Source organism: Pseudomonas sp. MBLB4123 (assembly GCF_051904775.1).
GTDB classification, from domain to species: domain Bacteria; phylum Pseudomonadota; class Gammaproteobacteria; order Pseudomonadales; family Pseudomonadaceae; genus Aquipseudomonas; species Aquipseudomonas benzenivorans_B.
The window spans coordinates 3,827,183-3,845,981 of sequence record NZ_CP196711.1; the positions used below are offsets into that span (position 1 = coordinate 3,827,183).

The 18,799-nt window shown below is 66.5% G+C and carries 14 protein-coding genes; 8 read left to right on the forward strand and 6 right to left on the reverse strand.

The annotated features are described in order from the left end of the window. Window positions 1–152: 152 nt before the first annotated feature. The 4 genes from dgcA to ACSX1C_RS17655 form a co-directional block, all read right to left on the reverse strand. Window positions 153–2,213, reverse strand: a complete 2,061-nt coding sequence (gene dgcA / locus ACSX1C_RS17640) for a dimethylglycine demethylation protein DgcA (protein ID WP_439887231.1) — start codon at window positions 2,211–2,213, stop codon at window positions 153–155. A gap of 15 nt (window positions 2,214–2,228) precedes the next feature. After that, complete coding sequence (locus ACSX1C_RS17645; protein ID WP_439887232.1) at window positions 2,229–2,759, reverse strand: DUF5943 domain-containing protein; 531 nt, start codon at window positions 2,757–2,759, stop codon at window positions 2,229–2,231. A gap of 79 nt (window positions 2,760–2,838) precedes the next feature. Next, a complete protein-coding gene (locus tag ACSX1C_RS17650) occupies window positions 2,839–3,816 on the reverse strand; it encodes a dipeptidase (RefSeq protein ID WP_318643950.1) in 978 nt (325 codons plus the stop codon). A 227-nt stretch (window positions 3,817–4,043) separates the two neighbouring features. Beyond that, window positions 4,044–4,991 (reverse strand): GlxA family transcriptional regulator, encoded by a 948-nt coding sequence (locus ACSX1C_RS17655; RefSeq protein WP_439887233.1) that lies wholly within the window; start codon window positions 4,989–4,991, stop codon window positions 4,044–4,046. 225 nt (window positions 4,992–5,216) lie between these two features. On the opposite strand from ACSX1C_RS17655, the gene choX reads away from it, so the two are divergent. The 7 genes from choX (at window position 5,217) to ACSX1C_RS17690 (ending at window position 12,936) form a co-directional block, all read left to right on the forward strand. Beyond that, window positions 5,217–6,155 carry a choline ABC transporter substrate-binding protein gene (choX, locus tag ACSX1C_RS17660; RefSeq protein WP_439887234.1) on the forward strand — a complete coding sequence of 313 codons (939 nt, stop codon included), beginning with the start codon at window positions 5,217–5,219 and terminating at the stop codon, window positions 6,153–6,155. A gap of 97 nt (window positions 6,156–6,252) precedes the next feature. Beyond that, window positions 6,253–7,140 carry a 3-keto-5-aminohexanoate cleavage protein gene (locus tag ACSX1C_RS17665; protein WP_439887235.1) on the forward strand — a complete coding sequence of 296 codons (888 nt, stop codon included), beginning with the start codon at window positions 6,253–6,255 and terminating at the stop codon, window positions 7,138–7,140. Window positions 7,141–7,230: 90 nt separating this feature from the next. Continuing rightward, window positions 7,231–8,196, forward strand: a complete 966-nt coding sequence (locus tag ACSX1C_RS17670; protein WP_439887236.1) for an L-carnitine dehydrogenase — start codon at window positions 7,231–7,233, stop codon at window positions 8,194–8,196. Window positions 8,197–8,267: 71 nt separating this feature from the next. Then, the gene (locus tag ACSX1C_RS17675; RefSeq protein ID WP_439887237.1) at window positions 8,268–9,050 is read left to right on the forward strand and encodes an SDR family oxidoreductase; all 783 of its coding nucleotides are present in this window, start codon (window positions 8,268–8,270) and stop codon (window positions 9,048–9,050) included. A gap of 78 nt (window positions 9,051–9,128) precedes the next feature. After that, window positions 9,129–9,611, forward strand: a complete 483-nt coding sequence (locus ACSX1C_RS17680; protein ID WP_439887238.1) for a thioesterase family protein — start codon at window positions 9,129–9,131, stop codon at window positions 9,609–9,611. Between the two features lie 72 nt (window positions 9,612–9,683). Then, window positions 9,684–10,871, forward strand: coding sequence for a gamma-butyrobetaine dioxygenase (locus ACSX1C_RS17685; protein WP_439887239.1), 1,188 nt, complete (start codon window positions 9,684–9,686; stop codon window positions 10,869–10,871). Window positions 10,872–11,256: 385 nt separating this feature from the next. Continuing rightward, entirely contained in the window at window positions 11,257–12,936 is a 1,680-nt protein-coding gene (locus ACSX1C_RS17690) for a BCCT family transporter (protein WP_439887240.1), read from the forward strand. 62 nt (window positions 12,937–12,998) lie between these two features. Here the strand turns inward: ACSX1C_RS17690 and ACSX1C_RS17695 are convergent, their stop codons facing one another. Continuing rightward, window positions 12,999–13,856 carry a LysR family transcriptional regulator gene (locus tag ACSX1C_RS17695; protein ID WP_439887241.1) on the reverse strand — a complete coding sequence of 286 codons (858 nt, stop codon included), beginning with the start codon at window positions 13,854–13,856 and terminating at the stop codon, window positions 12,999–13,001. Window positions 13,857–13,982: 126 nt separating this feature from the next. Here ACSX1C_RS17695 and ACSX1C_RS17700 point away from each other — a divergent pair, with 126 nt between their 5' ends. After that, complete coding sequence (locus tag ACSX1C_RS17700) at window positions 13,983–16,508, forward strand: CoA transferase (protein WP_439887242.1); 2,526 nt, start codon at window positions 13,983–13,985, stop codon at window positions 16,506–16,508. 791 nt (window positions 16,509–17,299) lie between these two features. Here ACSX1C_RS17700 and gbcA read toward each other — a convergent pair. Beyond that, window positions 17,300–18,592, reverse strand: a complete 1,293-nt coding sequence (gbcA, locus tag ACSX1C_RS17705; protein ID WP_439887243.1) for a glycine-betaine demethylase subunit GbcA — start codon at window positions 18,590–18,592, stop codon at window positions 17,300–17,302. Window positions 18,593–18,799 lie beyond the last annotated feature (207 nt).

Below are 18,799 nucleotides of genomic sequence, written 5' to 3' on the forward strand. Positions count from 1 at the left end.
TCTCCTCAGCAGGGACCGAGAAATCAGCGCAGAGCCCGTAGGATGGGCTGGCCGCCTGGCGGCGCAACCCATCGATCGGCGTTACGGTGATGCCTGACGGCATCGTGGAGGGTTGGCCTGGGGCCAACCCTCCCGACGGAGCGACTTCCGCTTTAGAAGTCCTTGCACAGACGCAGGGCGTCGTAGATCGCCGCGTGGGTGTTGCGCTGGGCCACGCAGTCGCCGATGCGGAACAGCAGGTAGCCGTCGCCGGCTTCCGACAGGCAGGGCTGCGGCTTGATCGCGAACAGCGCCTCGACATCGATCTGGCCCTTGTTGCGCGAGCCTTCCTTCAGCGCGTAGTAGAGGGTTTCGTCCGGACGCACGCCGTTCTCCACCACCACCTGGTCGACCACCCTTTCCTCTTTTGCACCTGTGTATTCGTTCTCCAGTACCGCCACCAGCTTGTCGCCCTCGCGGTAGACCTTTTCCAGCATCATGTCGCCGGTCATGATCACTTCCTTGGGGTACACGCTGCGGTAGGCCGTGGGGAAGGAGGTGCCGCCCATGGCCACGCCCGGCTTGATGTCGTCGGTGACGATCTCCACCTGACTGCCCTTGTCGGCGAGGAAGTCCGCCGCCGACATGCCGCCGAATTCGCAGATGGTGTCGTACACCAGCACGTTCTTGCCCGGGGCGACCTTGCCGTCGAGGATGTCCCAGCTGCTGACCACCAGGCCTTCTGCGGCGCCCCAGTGCTCGTTCTGCTCGAGGAACGGATGGCCGCCGTTGGCCAACACCACCACATCAGGACGCAGGTCCATGATGGACTCGGGGTCGGCGCCGGTGCCCAGGCGCAGGTCGATGTTCAGACGGGCCAGTTCCAGCTGGTACCAGCGGGTGATGCCGGCGATCTGGTCGCGCTGCGGCGCCTTGGCGGCGGTGGTGATCTGCCCGCCGAGCTGGTCCTTCTTCTCGAACAGGGTGACGTCGTGGCCACGCTCGGCGGCGACGCGCGCCGCCTCCATGCCGGCCGGGCCACCACCGACCACCACCACCTTGCGCTTGACGCCAGTGGTCTTCTCGATGATGTGCGGCAGGCCCATGTACTCACGGGAGGTCGCGGCGTTCTGGATGCACAGCACGTCCAGACCCTGGTACTGGCGGTCGATGCAGTAGTTGGCGCCGACGCACTGCTTGATCTGGTCGACCTGGCCCATCTTGATCTTGGCGATCAGGTGCGGGTCGGCGATGTGCGCGCGGGTCATGCCGACCATGTCGACATAGCCGCCTTCCAGGATGCGCGTGGCCTGGTTCGGGTCCTTGATGTTCTGCGCGTGCAGCACCGGGACCTTGACCACTTCCTTGATGCCGGCCGCCAGATGGAGGAAGGGCTCCGGCGGGAAGCTCATGTTGGGGATGACGTTGGCCAGGGTGTTGTGGGTGTCGCAACCCGAACCGACCACGCCGATGAAGTCGAGCATGCCGGTGTCGTCGTAGTACTTGGCGATCTGCTTCATGTCCTCGTGGGACAGGCCGTCCGGGTGGAACTCGTCACCGCAGATGCGCATGCCCACGCAGAAGTCGTCGCCGACTTCCTTGCGCACGGCCTTGAGCACTTCCAGGCCGAACTTCATGCGGCCCTCGAAGGTGCCGCCCCACTCGTCGGTACGCTTGTTGACGCGCGGCGACCAGAACTGGTCGATCATGTGCTGGTGCACGGCCGACAGCTCGATGCCGTCCAGGCCGCCTTCCTTCGCGCGGCGCGCGGCCTGGGCGTAGTTGCCGATCACCCGCCAGATCTCCTCGACCTCGATGGTCTTGCAGGTGGCACGGTGCACGGGCTCGCGGATGCCGGACGGCGACATCAGGGTCGGCCAGTTGAAGCCGTCCCAGCGCGAGCGACGACCCATGTGGGTAATCTGGATCATGATCTTGGCGCCATGCTTGTGCATGGCGTCGGCCAGGTTCTGGAAGTGCGGGATGATGCGGTCGGTGGACAGGTTCACCGAGGCCCACCACTCCTGCGGGCTGTCGATGGCCACCACCGAGGAGCCGCCGCAGATGGCCAGGCCGATGCCGCCCTTGGCCTTCTCTTCGTAGTACTTGACGTAGCGCTCGGTGGTCATGCCGCCGTCGGTCGCGTAGACCTCGGCGTGGGCGGTGGACAGCACGCGGTTACGGATGGTCAGTTTGCCGATCTGGATCGGCTGGAACATTGCTTCGAAGGCCATGACTCGTTCCTCGACTTAGAGCGGCTTGACGACGAAAAGACCGTGGTCGTGGCCTTCTTCCGAAGCGCCGTAGACCTGCTCGGCCTGGGTGCGGATGCTGCTGCCCTGGGCCTGGAGAATCTGGTCCATGGCGCCGGCGAACCAGCCGGTGAACATGTAGTCGACCTTGCGCCCGCACTGGCCGTACACGTAGACGAAGGCGGAGTGGTCCAGGCGCACCTCGCAGGTGCCCTTGTCGAGGTCGATCGACTGGATCTTGAACAGGCCCCAGCCGCGCTGCGACAGGCGCTTCATGTAGTGCTCGAACACCGCCACGCCGGACAGGCCATGGCATTCGGCTTCCTTCTCGCACCAGTGCCAGGCGGACTTGTAGCCGGCCTTGTAGAGGATCTCGGCATAGGCCTCGGCGCCGAGGACTTCCTCGATGCCGATGTGGTTGTTGACGAAGAAATGCCGCGGCACGTAGAGCATCGGCAGGGCGTCGGTGGTCCAGACGCCGGTTTCGCTGTCGACTTCGATGGGCATTTCGGGGGCGTGTTTTGCCATGATCTTCAAACTCCGGAATTCGGTGGTCTAGCCCCTCTCCCGTTGGGGGAGAGGGCTGCGGTAAGTAGTAGGGGAGGGCTTACTCGCCCCAGACGTCCTTGAGTACGCGGACCCAGTTCTCGCCCATGACCTTGCGCACGGTGCGCTCGGGCATGCCGCGCTTGAGCAGGGTCTCGGTCAGGTTGGGGAACTCGCCGACGGTGCGAATGCCCAGCGGGTTGACGATCTTGCCGAAGTTGGTCAGGCGGCGGGCGTAGCCCTTGTCGTGGGTCAGGTACTCGAAGAATTCCTTGCCGTGGCCTTGGGTGAAGTCGGTGCCGATGCCGATGGCATCCTCGCCGGCGATGTTCATCACGTACTCGATGGCCTCGGCGTAGTCGTCGATGGTCGAGTCGATGCCGTTCTTCAGGAAGGGCGCGAACATGGTCACGCCGATGAAGCCGCCGTGGTCGGCGATGAACTTCAGTTCCTCGTCGGACTTGTTGCGCGGGTGCTCTTTCAGGCCGGACGGCAGGCAGTGGGAGTAGCACACCGGCTTCTGCGACTCGAGGATGACCTCCTCGGAGGTCTTCGAGCCGACGTGGGACAGGTCGCACATGATGCCGACGCGGTTCATCTCGGCGACGATCTCGCGGCCGAAGCCGGACAGGCCGCCGTCGCGCTCGTAGCAACCGGTGCCGATCAGGTTCTGGGTGTTGTAGCACATCTGCACGATGCCCACGCCGAGCTGCTTGAACACCTCGACGTAGCCGATTTGGTCCTCGAAGGCGTGGGCGTTCTGGAAGCCGTAGATGATGCCGGTCTTGCCCTGGGCCTTGGCCGCATGGATGTCGGCGGTGGTGCGCACCGGGACCACCAGGTCGCTGTTCTCGCGGATCAGCTTGTTGCTGGCGGCGATGCTGTTGACGGTGGCTTGGAAGCCCTCCCAGACCGATACGGTGCAGTTGGCCGCGGTCAGGCCGCCTTTGCGCATGTCTTCGAACAGTTCGCGGTTCCACTTGGCGATGATCAGACCGTCGATGACGATGCTGTCGGCGTGCAATTCGGTTGGGCTCATCAGGCTGTCCCCTTCTGGTTCGTGACGCCAAACCCGCTGTTGGCGCTTTGGGGGCAGCATATTCCTTGGGGGCGGGGGGACCCGATGCAAAAACGACTGGGGGTTTGCCGAAAGCGTCAATGCCGTGTCGTGATCGGATAAGGCCGCGCCCCGGTCCCGCCGCCGGCTCGCCTGCAGCCCGCGTGGCTGCCGGCCTGGGGCCTTTTGCCCGGCGCCGGGGCGGGCGTTCAGGCCGGCGGATGCTCGTGGCGATCCTGGCTGGGGCAGCTGGCGAAGCGCGCGCGGTAGCAGCGCGAGAAGTAGGAGGACGACTCGAAGCCGCAGGCCAGGCCGACCTCCAGCACGCTGAGGTCGGTCTGGCGCAGCAGCTGGCGGGCCTTGTCCAGGCGCAGGTTGAGGTAGAAGGTCGAGGGCGTCTCGTTAAGGTGCTTGCGGAACAGCCGTTCGAGCTGGCGCGGGGTGATGTTGACCAGCTCGGCCAGGGCCTGGGAGCCGAGGGGGTGTTCGCTGTTGCGCTCCATCTCGCCGATCACCTGCACCAGCTTCTTGTTGTGCAGGTCGTAGCGGCTGGCGATCTGCATGCGCTGGTGGTCCTGGCGGGTGCGGATGCGGCCCAGGACGAACTGTTCGGACACCTGCAGGGCCAGTTCCTCGCCGTGGTCGCGGCCGATCAGCGAGAGCATCAGGTCGAGGGTCGCGGTGCCGCCGGCGCTGGTGATGCGCCGGCCGTCGATCTCGAACAGCTCCTGGGTCACCGCCAGGCGCGGGTAGCGTTCCTTGAAGGCCTCGATCGCCTCCCAGTGCAGGGTCAGGCGCTGCTGTTCGAACAGCCGGGCCTCGGCCAGGACGAAACTGCCGGTGTCGATGCCGCCGAGCAGCGCCGCGCTGTGGTCGGCGCGGCGCAGCCAGGCGATCAGGCGCGCGTCGCAGTGCGCCAGCGGGTCGAAGCCGGCCACCACGAACAGGTTGTCGCTGCCGCCGGGCGCCGCCAGGGCGCCGTCGACATTGAGCGACATGCCATTGCTGCTCTGCACCGCCTCGCCGTCCGGGCTGAGCAGGCGCCAGCGGTAGGGCGTGGAGGTGAAGCGGTTGGCCACCCGCAGCGGCTCGATGGCCGACATCAGGCCCATCATGGAGAAGCCGGGTAGCAGGAGGAACCAGAATGTCTGGGGCATGAATGCGTCTCGCCGAGGCAGGGGATCAACTAAATGCCAATGCGTCAGCCTGTGCAACAAAGATCGTCGCTTTGGTTCAACAGGTGGTCGTTTTAGTGCGATTTCCCCCGTATGCGGCTGCGTACTGTGACGCCATCGGGTCTCGACTGCCCGGCACGGGACTAAGCCGCAGGGCTTGTGCATAAGAACAAGGACAAACCGTAAAGCTCATATGAGGGCGCAACAATGAAAGGTCTCAAGCGAATCGCCGGCTGCTGCCTGGTCACCCTGTTCAGCTCGTCGCTGCTGGCGGCCGAGGATGCCAGTTGCCAGAAGGCGCGCATCGGCCTGGTCGGCTGGACCGACGTGGTGGCCACCACCGCCGTGGCGGCAACCCTGCTGGAGGAGCTGGGTTATCAGACCACCCAGACCCAAGCCTCGCAGCAAATCATCTTCTCCGGCATCGGCAAGAAGCAGGTGGACTTCTTCCTCGGCTACTGGAAGCCGCTGATGGACGACAACATCAAGCCGTTCCTGGCCAAGGGCGAGGTCAAGGTGCTCGCCGAGCCGGGCCTGGCCGACGGCATCTCCAGCCTGGCGGTGCCGACCTACCTGGCCGAGGCGGGGCTGAAGACCTATGCCGACATCGCCAAGTTCCGCGAACAGCTGGACGGCAAGATCTACGGCATCGACCCGGGCACCGGCGCCAACACCACCATCCAGAAGATGATCGACACCGATCAGTTCGGCCTCGGCGGCTTCAAGCTGGTCGAGTCCAGCGAGGCGGCCATGCTCGCCGCGGTCAGCCGGGCGGTGAAGAACAACAAGCCGGTGGTGTTCTTCGGCTGGAAGCCGCACCCGATGAACATCAAGCTGGACCTGACCTACCTGACCGGCAGTGAAGACGTGTTCGGCGCCGACGAGGGCCTGGCCACGGTGTGGACAGTGGTCGCCCCGGACTACCCGCAGCGTTGCCCCAACGCCGGCCGCCTGCTGGAGAACCTGACCTTCAGCGCCGCCCAGGAGAGCCAGCTGATGGAGCCGATCATGGCCCGCGAGGATGCCAAGGCCGTGGCGCGCCAATGGCTCAAGGACAACCCGCAGGAACTCAGCCGGCTGCTGGCCGGCGTGACCACCTTCGATGGCCAGGACGGTCTCGCCGCCGTGCAGGCCGCACTCGAGTAAAAACGGGCTCGCGCCCACCTTCCCTGAACAATCGCCGTGCCGTGCGCCCCCGCCGGGCGTACGGCCCCCACTCGCCCCGAATAAGGATGCCAACCCCATGAATTACGAAGTCATCGTCACCTGTGCGGTCACCGGCGCCGGCGACACCGTCGGCAAGCACCCGGCCATCCCGGTCACCCCCAAGCAGATCGCCGACGCCGCCATCGAGGCGGCCAGGGCCGGCGCCACCGTGGCCCACTGCCATGTGCGCGACCCCAAGACCGGCAAGCCGAGCCGCGACGTCGAGCTGTACCGCGAGGTGGTCGAGCGCATCCGCGAGAGCGACACCGACGTGATCATCAACCTCACCGCCGGCATGGGCGGCGACCTGGAGATCGGCCCGGGCGAACAGCCCCTGGAGTTCGGCGCCGGCACCGACCTGGTCGGCCCGCTGACCCGCCTGGCCCACATCGAGGCCCTGCGTCCGGAGATCTGCACCCTGGACTGCGGCACCCTGAACTTCGGCGACGGCGATTACATCTACGTGTCCACCCCGGCCCAGCTGCGCGCCGGCGCCAAGCGCATCACCGAGTTGGGGGTGAAGGCCGAGTTGGAGATCTTCGACACCGGCCACCTGTGGTTCGCCAAGCAGATGCTCAAGGAAGGCCTGCTGGAGGACCCGCTGTTCCAGCTGTGCCTGGGCATCCCCTGGGGCGCGCCGGCGGACACCACCAGCATGAAGGCCATGGCCGACAACCTGCCGGCAGGCGCCAACTGGGCGGGCTTCGGCATCGGCCGCATGCAGATGCCGATGGTCGCCCAGGCCATGCTGCTGGGCGGCCACGTACGGGTCGGCCTGGAAGACAACATCTGGTTGGACAAGGGCGTCTACGCCACCAACGGCCAGCTGGTCGAGCGCGCCATCGAGATCATCCAGCGCCTCGGCGGCCGTGCCCTGACCCCGGCCGAGGGCCGCGCCAAGATGGGCCTCAAGCCGCGCGGCTGAGTCACGCCTCTCAAGCAATGGCCCGGAGTGCCTCCGGGCCGGACCGAACGACCCGCCCGGACCTGCTCCGGGCCACCTGCAGGAATCATCATGGCCTTCGTCACCGAACTGAAAACCTTCGCCGCCCTCGGCACCGGCGTGATCGGCGCCGGCTGGATCGCCCGCGCCCTGGCTCACGGCCTCGACGTGGTGGCCTGGGACCCGGCGCCCGGCGCCGAGCAGGCGCTGCGCGCGCGCATCGCCAACGCCTGGCCGGCCCTCAAGCAGCAGGGCCTGGCGCCCGGCGCCGCGCCGGAGCGGCTGCGCTTCGTCGCCACCATCGAGGAGTGCGTGAAGAACGCCGACTTCATCCAGGAGAGCGCGCCGGAGCGCCTCGAGCTCAAGTGCGAGCTGCACGCCAAGATCAGCGCCGCCGCGCGGCCGAACGTGCTGATCGGCTCGAGCACCTCGGGCCTGCTGCCCAGCGAGTTCTACGAAGGTGCCGTACACCCCGAGCGTTGCGTGGTCGGCCACCCGTTCAACCCGGTCTACCTGCTGCCGTTGGTGGAGGTGGTCGGCGGTGAGAAGACCTCGGCCGAGGCCGTGCAGGCCGCGATCGCGGTCTACGAATCGCTGGGCATGCGCCCGCTGCACGTGCGCAAGGAGGTGCCGGGCTTCATCGCCGACCGCCTGCTCGAAGCGCTGTGGCGCGAGTCGCTGCACCTGGTCAACGACGGCGTGGCCACCACCGGCGAGATCGACGACGCGATCCGCTTCGGCGCCGGCCTGCGCTGGTCGTTCATGGGCAGTTTCCTGACCTACACCCTGGCGGGCGGCGATGCCGGCATGCGCCACTTCATGTCGCAGTTCGGTCCGGCGCTCAAATTGCCCTGGACCTACCTGGAGGCGCCGGAGCTGACCGAGGGGCTGATCGACAGCGTGGTCGAAGGCACCGCGGTGCAGCAGGGCGAGCGCAGCATCGCCGAGCTGGAGCGCTACCGCGACGACTGCCTGATGGCGGTGATGGACGCGATCAAGGCGACCAAGGCCAAGCACGGCTTCGGTTTCGCCGACTAGTCACCCGCGGGCTCGCCCGGCAGGGTGCAGGGCGGGCCCGGGATACGGACCTTTAGCCACGGGGAGATACCATGTATCCAGATCTGCAAGGACAACGGGTGATGATCAGCGCCGGTGCCTCGGGCATAGGCCGGGCCACGGCCCTGGCCTTTCTCGCCGCCGGCGCCCGGGTGCACATCTGCGACATCGATGCGCGGGCCCTGGATGCCCTGCTCGGCGAGCAACCGGCCCTCGCCGGCGCCTTGGTCGATGTCGGCAACGAAGCCGAGGTCGAGCGCTGGTTTGCCGAGGCCCAGGCGCAGCTCGGCGGCCTCGACGTACTGGTCAACAACGCCGGCATCGCCGGTCCGGCCGGGCATCTCGAGGAGCTCGACAGCCAGTCCTGGCGGGCCACCTTCGACGTCAACCTGCACTCCACCTACTACTGCTGCAAGCAGGCCCTGGGGCCGATGAAGGCGGCCCGCAGCGGCGCGATCGTCAACATCTCCTCCACCGCCGGGATCATGGGCTATCCGCTGCGCACGCCCTACGCGGCGGCGAAGTGGGCGGTCACCGGCCTGTCCAAGTCCCTGGCCATGGAGGTGGGCGAGTACGGCATCCGGGTCAACGCCATCTGCCCCGGTTCGATCAGCGGCGCGCGCATGGACGGGGTGATCGCGCGCGAGGCCAGGGCCAGCGGCAAGAGCGAGGAGGCGGTGCGCGCCGCCTACCTCGGCCAGTGCTCGCTGAAGACCTTCATCGACCCCGAGGACATCGCCGCGATGATCCTGTTCCTCGCCTCCAGGGCGGGGGCCAGGATCAGCGGCCAGGCGCTGAGCGTCGACGGCGACACCCATACACTGGCCAATGCCTAGGGCGGCGGCCGGACCTTTTGCTCCAGTGCGCGCAATCGCCTTGCGTCGCGCGAACGTTTCGGGAACCCAGAAATGACCATGGCCCAACCCCTGACCAGCTACCGCACCGAGATACTGCCCGAATGGGTGGACTACAACGGCCACCTGCGCGACGCCTTCTATCTGCTGATCTTCAGCTACGCCACCGACGCGCTGATGGATCACCTCGGCCTGGACGAGGCCGGGCGCGCGCGCAGCGGGCACACCCTGTACACCCTGGAGTGCCACCTGAATTACCTCGACGAGGTCAAGTTGGGCGAGGCGGTGGAGGTGCGCACCCAGCTGCTGGCCCACGACGCCAAGCGCCTGCATGTCCATCACGGCCTGTACCGGCCGGGCGCCGCCGCGGCCCTGGCCGAGAGCGAGCAGATGCTGATGAACATCGACGGCGCCACGTCGCGCTCGGCGCCGTTCGACGCGCAGGTGCTGCCCCGTGTGCTGGCCCTGGGCGAGGCCCATCGCGAACTGCCGGCTCCGGCCTGTGTCGGCCGGGTGATCGGCCTGCCGCCGGCCCGGGCCTAGGCCGCCCAGCCCCCGCTATCGCTAACGGGCGTGAACACAACAATAACCGCAAGCATCCGCCAGGAGATCGCTATGAACGCCGTGGACCCCTCGCTCGAAGCCTCGCCCATCGCCGATTGGCGCACCTATCCCGTGGTCGCCGACCTGCTCGACGTCAAACCCCGGGAGCAGGCGCTGGATACGCTGTGGAGCGACGGCCGCCTCAGCCCCTTCCACCACCAGTGGTTGCGCGACAACTGCGCCTGCAGCCAGTGCGTGTACGGGGTGACCCGCGAGCAGCTGCTGGAGATCGTCGACGTGCCGGAGGAGCTGAGTCCGCAACGCACCCGCATCGACGAGCAGGGCCACCTGCTGATCGACTGGCAGGATGGCCATCGCAGCCGCTATCACCCCGGTTGGCTGCGCGCCCATGCCTACGACGAGGCCTCGCGGGCCGAGCGCCGCGCCCAGCGCCCGCAACCCCGGCTGTGGGGCGCCGAGCTGGCCGAGCAGCTGCCGCAGTTCGACTACCAGGCGGTGATGACGCAGGACGATGCCCTGCTGCATTGGTTGCTGGCGGTGCGCGATGTCGGCCTGACCCAGTTGCGCGAGGTGCCGGCCAGCGAGGACGTGCTGCCGAAGCTGGCCAAGCGCATCTCCTTCATCCGCGAGAGCAACTTCGGCGTGCTGTTCGACGTGCAGTCCAAGGCCGATGCCGACAGCAACGCCTACACCGCCTTCAACCTGCCGCTGCACACCGACCTGCCGACCCGCGAACTGCAGCCGGGCCTGCAGTTCCTGCACTGCCTGGTCAACGACGCGACGGGCGGCGAGAGCGTGTTCGTCGACGGCTTTGCCGTCGCCGAGGCGCTGCATCAGGAGGCGCCCGAACTGTTCCATGTCCTGTGCACGACGCCGGTGGAGTTCCGCAACAAGAGCCGCAACAGCGACTATCGCTGCCTGGCGCCGATCATCGCCCTGGACGCCCTGGGGGCGGTCAGCGAGGTGCGCATGGCCAACTTCCTGCGCGGCCCCTTCGATGCCCCGGCCGAGCGCATGCCGGCGTTCTACAGCGCCTACCGGCGCTTCATCGGCATGACCCGCGAGCCGCGCTTCCGGGTGCAGCGCCGGTTGGCGGCCGGGCAGCTGTGGTGCTTCGACAACCGCCGCACCCTGCATGCGCGCACCGAGTTCGACCCGGCCAGCGGCGCGCGGCACTTCAAGGGCTGCTATGTCGACCGCGACGAGTTGCTGTCGCGCATCCATGTGTTGCAGCGCTAGGGCGGGCGGCAGGGCAGCGGGATAAGCAAAACGGGGTCAAAGGCCGCCTTTATATTGCTTCTAATGATTTTTCATCTTCATAACAATGCAGTTCGTATCGTTATTGCGCAGTAACGGAGCGATCGCCGGGGCGCCACGAGAGGTGTAATCCGCGGCAGGCCGAAGGCGCTCGCGCACTTGCAGCGGCCCGCCATCCGCGTGTTGGCGGCCTCGCCACGTTCAACCTGCCCGGCGCCCGGTGTGCCGGGAATCCAGCGACGGAGGAGCACGAAGTGAGTCCCTGGCGCAGCAGCGTCAGGACGGAAAGTCTCTTCATTAATTTGAAGAAGTGCGACACACGGATAATTACAACAATTAGCTCAGCTTCACGTGGGAGAACAACAAAATGTCGACAGTGAAAGAGCAACCCGGACGTGCCCCAGGCACGACCGTATTCAAGGAGGAGCTGCTGTGTCAGGCAGGTCTCTTCAAGGGCATGCACAAGGGCATGACCATCGTCTCGGCAGTCATGGTCCTGGCCTTCGTCCTCTTCGCCGGGGCCAACTCGGAACTGGCCGGCAGCCTGTTCGGGGCGACGCGCAGCTGGATCGAAGGGATATTCGGCTGGTACTACCTGGTGGCCATGGTGTTCTTCATTCTGGTCTGTTGCGTGCTGGTCTTCACCCGTTACGGCGGCGTGCGCCTGGGCGATGACGACAGCCGCCCCGAGTTCAGCAACTTCGCCTGGTTCGCCATGCTGTTCTCCGCCGGTATCGGCATCGGCATCCTGTTCTTCGGCGTCGCCGAGCCGATCTTCTACCTGGATAACAGCGGCGCCTTCGGCTACCCGAACAACCCCTACGCCGACATGGCCGGCGCCACGGCCATCGACCATGCCCGCGCGGTGGATGCCCTGCGGGTGACCTACTTCCACTGGGGCTTCCATGGCTGGGCGGTGTACGCCATCGTCGGTATGGCCCTGGCCTACTTCGCCTACCGCAAGAAGCTGCCGCTGGCCCTGCGCTCGGCCCTGCACCCCTTCATCGGCGACCGCATCTACGGGCCGATCGGCCATGTGGTCGACCTGTTCGGCGTGCTCGGCTGCGTGTTCGGCATCGCCACCTCCCTGGGCCTGGGCGTCAGCCAGATGGCCGTGGGTCTGGAGCGCCTGATCGGCGTGGACCCGGGCACCACCACCCAGCTGGTGCTGATCGCGCTGATCTCCATCGTCTCGATCCTGTCGGCGCTGTCCGGCGTGGGCCGCGGCATCAAGATCATCTCCGAGTGGAACATCGTCATCTCCGCGCTGGTGGTGGCCTTCTTCCTGTTCGGCGGACCGACCACCTGGCTGCTGAGCATGTTCGGCGAGTCGGTGGGCAGCTACCTGGGCAACTTCATGCAGATGGGCCTGTGGTTCCCCGAGGAGGAGGGCCCGGCGGCCTGGCAGAACGGCTGGACCGTGTTCTACTGGGGCTGGTGGCTGGCGTGGGCGCCGTTCGTGGGCCTGTTCATCGCGCGCATCTCCCGTGGCCGTACCCTGCGCGAGTTCGTCCTCGGCGTGCTGTTCGTACCGACCTTCATCATCTTCGTCTGGCTGGGCATCTTCGGCGGCGCGGCGCTCTATCAGGAGCTGAATGCCGCAGGCGGCGCCGGCAGCGGCGAGCTGGTGAAACTGGTGAATGCCTGGAACCTGCCGGCGGCGCTGTTCAGTGCGGCCGACGGCATCGCCGGCACCGGCGCGATGGGCTGGATACTCTCGGCCATGCTGGTGTTCCTGCTGCTCAGCTGGTTCGTCACCTCCTCCGACTCCGGCACCCTGGTGCTGACCACCATCCTGTCGCTGGGCAACCAGGAGCCGCCGAAGCTGTTCCGCATCTTCTGGGGTTCGGTGATCGGCTGCGTTGCCGGGGTATTGCTGGTCGCCGGCGGACTCAACGCACTGCAGACGGCCAACATCGCCGCCGCCCTGCCGCTCAGCGTGGTGATACTGCTGATGACCTTCGGCGTGCTCAAGTCGCTGGTCATGGACTCGAGCGAAGTGCCTGAGGAGCCGGCCCTGGCCGGGCAACCGGCGGATAACGCCTAACCCCTCGTAGCTGTACGCCGTATCGCACGGGCCGCCTCTGGGCGGCCCGTGTCGTTTCCGCGTTACGGCCGGGCGGCCGCGATGACCTCGTCCAGGGCGTCGAGGGCCAGGCGCAGCAGCTTGGGCTCCAGGGCGTCGGTGGCATAGGTCACGAAGAGCGGGCGTTTGAACTCGGGGGCGCCTGTCACCCGTGACAGCGCGCCGCTGTGCAGCAGGGCGGTCACCTGGCGTTCGGGCAGATAGGCCGCGCCGCCATTGGCGAGCAACCAGGGCAGGCCCAGCTCGGCGAAGCCGCAGCTCAGCCGGCTGTTCTGCAGCTGGGGCAGGCGCTCGGAATGGGCGGCGTTGTAGCCCCAGCCCCAGTCGATATACAGGTAGTCGTCCGCGGACAGCTGCTCCAGTGTGGTGGCGCCCCTGGCAACCATCAGCAGGCGGTCCTCGCCGGCCTGTTCCACCACCAGCCCGGCGGTGCTGTCGGCCACGAAGATCAGGCCGATATCCAGAACCCCGGCAGAAACCTGGCGGACGATCTCGCCGGAATAGTCGGCCTCCAGGTGCAGGTGCAGCCCTGGCGCCTGCCGGTTCAGCGCGCTGCCCCATTCGAACAGCAGGTCGCTGGCCAGGCTGGGATGGGCGCCCAGGCGCAGCAGGCCGGCGCTGCTGTCGCGTTGCGACAGCTCGCGCCTGGCCCGTTGCCAGCGTTGCTGCAGGGCCATGGCATGGCGGTAGAACTGGCGGCCGGCGGGGGTCAGGCTCATGCCTTCATGGCTGCGGCTGAACAGCGGCTGCTGCAGTTGCTCCTCGAGCTGTTTGATGCGCGCGCTGACCGCCGACTTGGTCAGGCACAGCTGCTCGGCGCACAGGCTCAGGCGCTTGAGATCGGCCAGAGTCAGGAAGGTCTTGATCGCCTGCAGGTCCATCGGTGTCCCCGTTTGCACCCCGTACAAAAAAATCGAACGGCCAGTGCGAAACTATCCGATATGCCCGGGGCCGGCAATTTCCTAGGCTCGTTGCCTGCAGTCCTCATCCCGTAACGGCAGGTGACCATGAATACGAGCAAGCAGCGCCCCTTAAGCGGATACCGAGTCGTCGACTTCGGCCACTACATCGCCGGGCCGGCGGTGGCGATGATGCTGGCCGACCAGGGCGCCGAGGTGATCCATATCGACCCGCCTGGCGGGCCGCGCTGGGACAATCCCGCCGACGCCATCCTCAACCGCGGCAAGCAGCGCGTGAGCCTCGACCTCAAGTCCGAGCAGGACCTGCAGCTGGCCGTCGAGCTGGTCAGGCATGCCGACGTGCTGGTGGAAAACTTCCGTCCGGGGGTGATGGAGCGCCTGGGCCTGGGCGCCGAGGCGATGCGTGCCTTGAACCCGGCGCTGGTCTATCTGTCCCTGCCGGGTTTCTCCGAGAAGGATGAAGAGTGCGCGGGGCTGCCGGCCTGGGAGGGCATCATCGCCGCGGCCGTGGGCCAGTTCACCGACATGGGCCTGAGCCGGGTGCTGATGGGCATCACCCCGTCCTTCTCGCCCTTGCCCCTGGCGTCGGCCTACGCCGCGGTGCTCGGCGCCACCGCGGCGACCCTGGCGCTGTTCGCCCGGGTCACGAGCGGTCAGGGCGAGCGCATCGAGGTGCCCATCGCCGCGGCGCTGATGGAGGGGCTGGCCTACAACTCCATGCACATCGAGGGGCTGCCCGAGCGTTACAAGTCGCTGCGCGAGCGGGAGATCGAGCGCCGTCGTAGCCAGGGCCTGGCGCTGAACCTTAAGTACGAGGATCTGCAGGAGTTCCTCGATCCCTTCTACCGCACCTATGTCTGCCGGGACGGACGGCCCTTCTATTCGGTCAACTGCTCCCATGCCCGGCACCCGATCGCCTGCCTGCGGGTGTTGGGCCTGTGGGACGAGATCGCCGCCCTGGGGATTCCGACCCACAGCCCGTACCTGGACGTGGCGGACTGGCCGTCCGGCGCCGAGTGCACCCTGCTGTCCTATCCGCTGTCGCGGCAGTGGGCGGACCGGGTCTCGGAGAAGATGAAGGCGGCGTTTCTGAGCAAGCCGGCCTACGAGTGGCAACGCCTGTTCGGCGAGGCCGGGGTGCCCGGCTGCGCCCACCAGCTGACCTCCGAGTGGCTGGCCAGCGAACACGCCCTGCAGTCGAGCAGCGTGCTGCAGGTCGAGGACCCGCGTTACGGCGCCCTGCGCCAGCTGGGCAACATCTGTTGGCTGGACGGGGACGAGGCGGTCATCGACAAGCAGCCGGCGCAGGTTCCCCATCAGGATCGCGGCGCCGTGCTGCAGCTGTTGCAGAGCTGGCGCGATCGCCCCAGCACGCTGCCCGACGCCGATCCGGCCGCGCCGGCCAAGGGCTGGCTGGAGGGCGTACGCATCCTCGATCTGACCAACGTGATCGCCGGACCCACCATCGCCTCCACCCTGGCCCGTTTCGGCGCCGAGGTGATCAGCATCGATCCGCCCGAGCCGGTGCTGGATCCCTGGAACACCACGGTGTTCGGCATGCAGGCCAACCAGGGCAAACAGAGCGTGCTGCTCGACCTGAAGAGCCCTCAGGGCCAGGCGCTGCTGGACAGACTGCTGCAACGGGTGGATGTGGTCACCATCAACGCCAGCGATGTGCAGCTGCAGCGCCTGGGCCTGTCCGCCGAGCGCCTGCGGCGGCTCAACCCCGAGCTGATCCTCTGCCAGTTCGATGCCTTCGGCGGTCCGACCCCGGGACCGCGCAGCAATCACCCGGGCTATGACGACCTGGTGCAGGCGACCACCGGCATCATGGCGCGCTTCGGCGGCGGCCTGCAGACCCCGGAGGAGCACGCCCACTTCGGCACCATCGATGTGCTGGGCGGTTACTGCGCCGCCCAGGCCATCGGCGTGGCGCTGGTCAGGCGCGCCCATGGTCACGGCGGCTCGCTGGCGCGCAGCTCGCTGGTGGCGGCCGGGCAGCTGATTCAGCTGCCGTTCATGTACGACTACCCCGGACGCGGTCCCTTCGACGAGCCGAGCGGACGCGAGGTGAAGGGCGCCCATGCCTTCTATCGCTGTTATCAGGCGCTGGACGGCTGGCTGTTCCTGGCCCTGGACCGCACCACTCAGCTGGCTGCTCTGTGCCGGGCGCTGCAGTCCCCCGAGCTTGAGTTCGTCGACAACCAGGCGGCCGAGCGCTGCCTGGAGGCGTTGTTCCGACGTCAGGCGATGAGCCATTGGCAGGCGCTGCTGGCGCCGTTCGACATCGGCTGTCAGCCGCTGGGGCGGATGAGCCAGCTACGCGAGTCGTCATCGATGACCGAGGCCGGCGGCATCGACCTGAACGGACCCAGGACCGTTGCCTTCATCGCCTATCCCGAGCACCCCTGTGGGCATCGGGTCGAGCTGGTCGCGCCGAACGCCATCCGTTTGCAACGGGCCCCCGTGCGCTTGCCGGGGCGGATGGCGAAATATGGCGACCATACCTCTGCCGTGCTGCAGCAACTGGGCTGCACGGCCGGGGAGGTCGAACAGATGATCGAGCAGGGGGTGGCCGCCCGGCAGTGGAGCCTGCGCTATCTGCCGAGCTGATCGGCGCGCTGCGGGAGCGTCGGCTGCCCAGAGAGCCTAGTGTCCTCGGTTGCGAGGGGGCGGCGTAGCGGAAGGGAGGCGGGCGCGCGGTGGGCGGGGCGCGTTCGCCGCTGGTTCGGCGCAGGGAGCCGGGGCTGGCCAGGCGGCACAAAGCACGAAGGGGAGCCGGAGCTCCCCTTCAAACTGATGCGTGCTTTGTTCTTGTTATTGAACGATTTGTTGTTTTTGTTAGCGTTCCAAGCCGTCTTGTCCGATCCCATATGGAATCAAGGGCAAACGTATTTTTTTGGGTACTGGCCGCGCCTTCGTCACTGGGTGATCCGACCAGAGCAGCGAGCTACCTCGAGGTAGTTTTATTCTTATCGCCTTGGTCGCGGGGCAGGCCCCGGAATGCACACGCTTTCCAAAAAAATCTGTTTGCGACTCTTCTGTCCTGTTGTTTTTGTTGTGGCAGAGTCGAGACGCTTTTTCTTTTTGCTTTATTGTTTTTGTGCGTGAAGAGAGAGCATAAGCCGTGCCAGAAAAATAAATATCATAAAAAACAATGATTTAGTGATTTTTCACTGGCAGGCGCCGTACCTGGCAATGCCCGGTTCTGTTGCAGTCCTACCCGATTTTGTTACCGGACAGGGCGTGGGGTAACACCGAGGTGGCGGGCCGCGGTCGCGAAGGGCTGGCGGTATGCCAAAAAAAACCTCCGGGCCGAAGGCCAGGAGGTTTGGGAAATGCCCGTCAGGGCCTCAGTGTGCGATCTATCTCCGGCGGGCGACCAACCCGCCGGTCACGCGGTGTTACTCGGTGGCGACGCCTTTGAGGTAGGGCGCCGGCTCGGCGCCGAGGTTCTTCAGCATCTGACCGCTGTACCAGTCGATGAAGTTGACCACGCCGAATTCGTAGGTCTTGGAGTAGGGGCCCGGCTGGTAGGCGGTGGAGTTGATGCCGCGCTGGTTCTCTTCGCCCAGACGACGGTCCTGGTCGTTGGTGGCGTCCCAGACCTGGCGCAGGCGCTCGACGTCGTAGTCGACGCCCTCGACCGCATCCTTGTGCACCAGCCACTTGGTGATGACGATCGACTCCTGGGCGCTGACCGGCCACACGGTGAAGTTGATCAGGTGGTCGCCCATGCAGTGGTTCCAGGAGTGCGGCAGGTGCAGGATGCGCATGGAGCCCAGGTCCGGATCCTTGATGCGGCCCATCAGCTTGTTGCAGCCCGGCTTGCCGTCGATGGTCATGGACACGGTGCCCTTGAGCAGCGGCATGCGCACGATGCGGTTACGCAGGCCGAAACCGGCGTGGGCGTAAGGAATCTTTTCGGCTTCCCACCGGGCGGCGGACTCGGCCACGTGGTCCTTGAACGCCTGGTCGGCGCGCGGGTCGGTGGTGTCGTCCCACTCCAGCAGGCTGTTGAGCAGTTCAGGGTGCGCGCCGTTGCAGTGGTAGCACTCGCGGTTGTTCTCCAGCACCAGCTTCCAGTTGGCCTTCTCCAGCATGGTGCTCTGCACCGCGACCTTGGCGTTCTCCATGTCGTAGGGCTCCATGTAATGGGCCAGACCGGAGAGGAACTCGTCGATCGCCGGCGGGTTGTCCGCCAGGGAGATGAAGATGAAGCCGCCGGAGGTCTTGCAGTGCACCGGCTTGAGGCCGTACGCCTTCATGTCGAAGTCGGCGCCCATCTCGGTGCCGGCGAACAGCAGGCGGCCGTCGAGCTCGTAGGTCCACTGGTGGTAGGGGCAGACCAGCTTGGCCACCTTGCCCTTGTCGCTGGTGCACAGGCGCGAGCCGCGGTGGCGGCAGACGTTGTGGAAGGCGTGGACCACGCCTTCGGCGCCGCGGATCACCAGGATCGGGTTGTCGCCGATCTGCAGGGTCAGGTAGTTGCCCTTGGCCGGGATCTCGCAGGTCATGCCGGCGATCAGCCACTCCTTGTGGAAGATCTCCTGCATGTCGATCTGGAACAGACGCTCGTCGTTGTAGAACGGCTGCGGCAGCGAGTAGGTGCGCTCGCGGGTCTGCAGCATCTCGGCGGTGGCCTTGCGTGCGGGCTCCAGCGGATCGCCCAGGCTCAGAGTGGAAGTGACGTCCATCGGTAACTCCTCGGTGGCGGGGCACGCAGTGCGTCCACCGCATATAAAGTGGCTGTTTCGGTTGCTACGCAAGGCGGCGTGGCACCCCTCGATTATCGCCTGCCGAGTGGCGTTTTGCGCTAGGCAAAACGGGGGGCGTGCGCTCTTATCCATTTGCTTCGGCTGGAGCTGAGTTTGTCTGGGGGCGCTGAGCTAACCTTATCCATG

Bases quoted from the DNA above. Each gene is read 5' to 3' on its own strand.
- dgcA (WP_439887231.1), bottom strand. From the start codon at position 2,213: ATGGCCTTCGAAGCAATGTTCCAGCCGATCCAGATCGGCAAACTGACC.
- ACSX1C_RS17645 (WP_439887232.1), bottom strand. From the start codon at position 2,759: ATGGCAAAACACGCCCCCGAAATGCCCATCGAAGTCGACAGCGAAACC.
- ACSX1C_RS17650 (WP_318643950.1), bottom strand. From the start codon at position 3,816: ATGAGCCCAACCGAATTGCACGCCGACAGCATCGTCATCGACGGTCTG.
- ACSX1C_RS17655 (WP_439887233.1), bottom strand. From the start codon at position 4,991: ATGCCCCAGACATTCTGGTTCCTCCTGCTACCCGGCTTCTCCATGATG.
- choX (WP_439887234.1), top strand. From the start codon at position 5,217: ATGAAAGGTCTCAAGCGAATCGCCGGCTGCTGCCTGGTCACCCTGTTC.
- ACSX1C_RS17665 (WP_439887235.1), top strand. From the start codon at position 6,253: ATGAATTACGAAGTCATCGTCACCTGTGCGGTCACCGGCGCCGGCGAC.
- ACSX1C_RS17670 (WP_439887236.1), top strand. From the start codon at position 7,231: ATGGCCTTCGTCACCGAACTGAAAACCTTCGCCGCCCTCGGCACCGGC.
- ACSX1C_RS17675 (WP_439887237.1), top strand. From the start codon at position 8,268: ATGTATCCAGATCTGCAAGGACAACGGGTGATGATCAGCGCCGGTGCC.
- ACSX1C_RS17680 (WP_439887238.1), top strand. From the start codon at position 9,129: ATGGCCCAACCCCTGACCAGCTACCGCACCGAGATACTGCCCGAATGG.
- ACSX1C_RS17685 (WP_439887239.1), top strand. From the start codon at position 9,684: ATGAACGCCGTGGACCCCTCGCTCGAAGCCTCGCCCATCGCCGATTGG.
- ACSX1C_RS17690 (WP_439887240.1), top strand. From the start codon at position 11,257: ATGTCGACAGTGAAAGAGCAACCCGGACGTGCCCCAGGCACGACCGTA.
- ACSX1C_RS17695 (WP_439887241.1), bottom strand. From the start codon at position 13,856: ATGGACCTGCAGGCGATCAAGACCTTCCTGACTCTGGCCGATCTCAAG.
- ACSX1C_RS17700 (WP_439887242.1), top strand. From the start codon at position 13,983: ATGAATACGAGCAAGCAGCGCCCCTTAAGCGGATACCGAGTCGTCGAC.
- gbcA (WP_439887243.1), bottom strand. From the start codon at position 18,592: ATGGACGTCACTTCCACTCTGAGCCTGGGCGATCCGCTGGAGCCCGCA.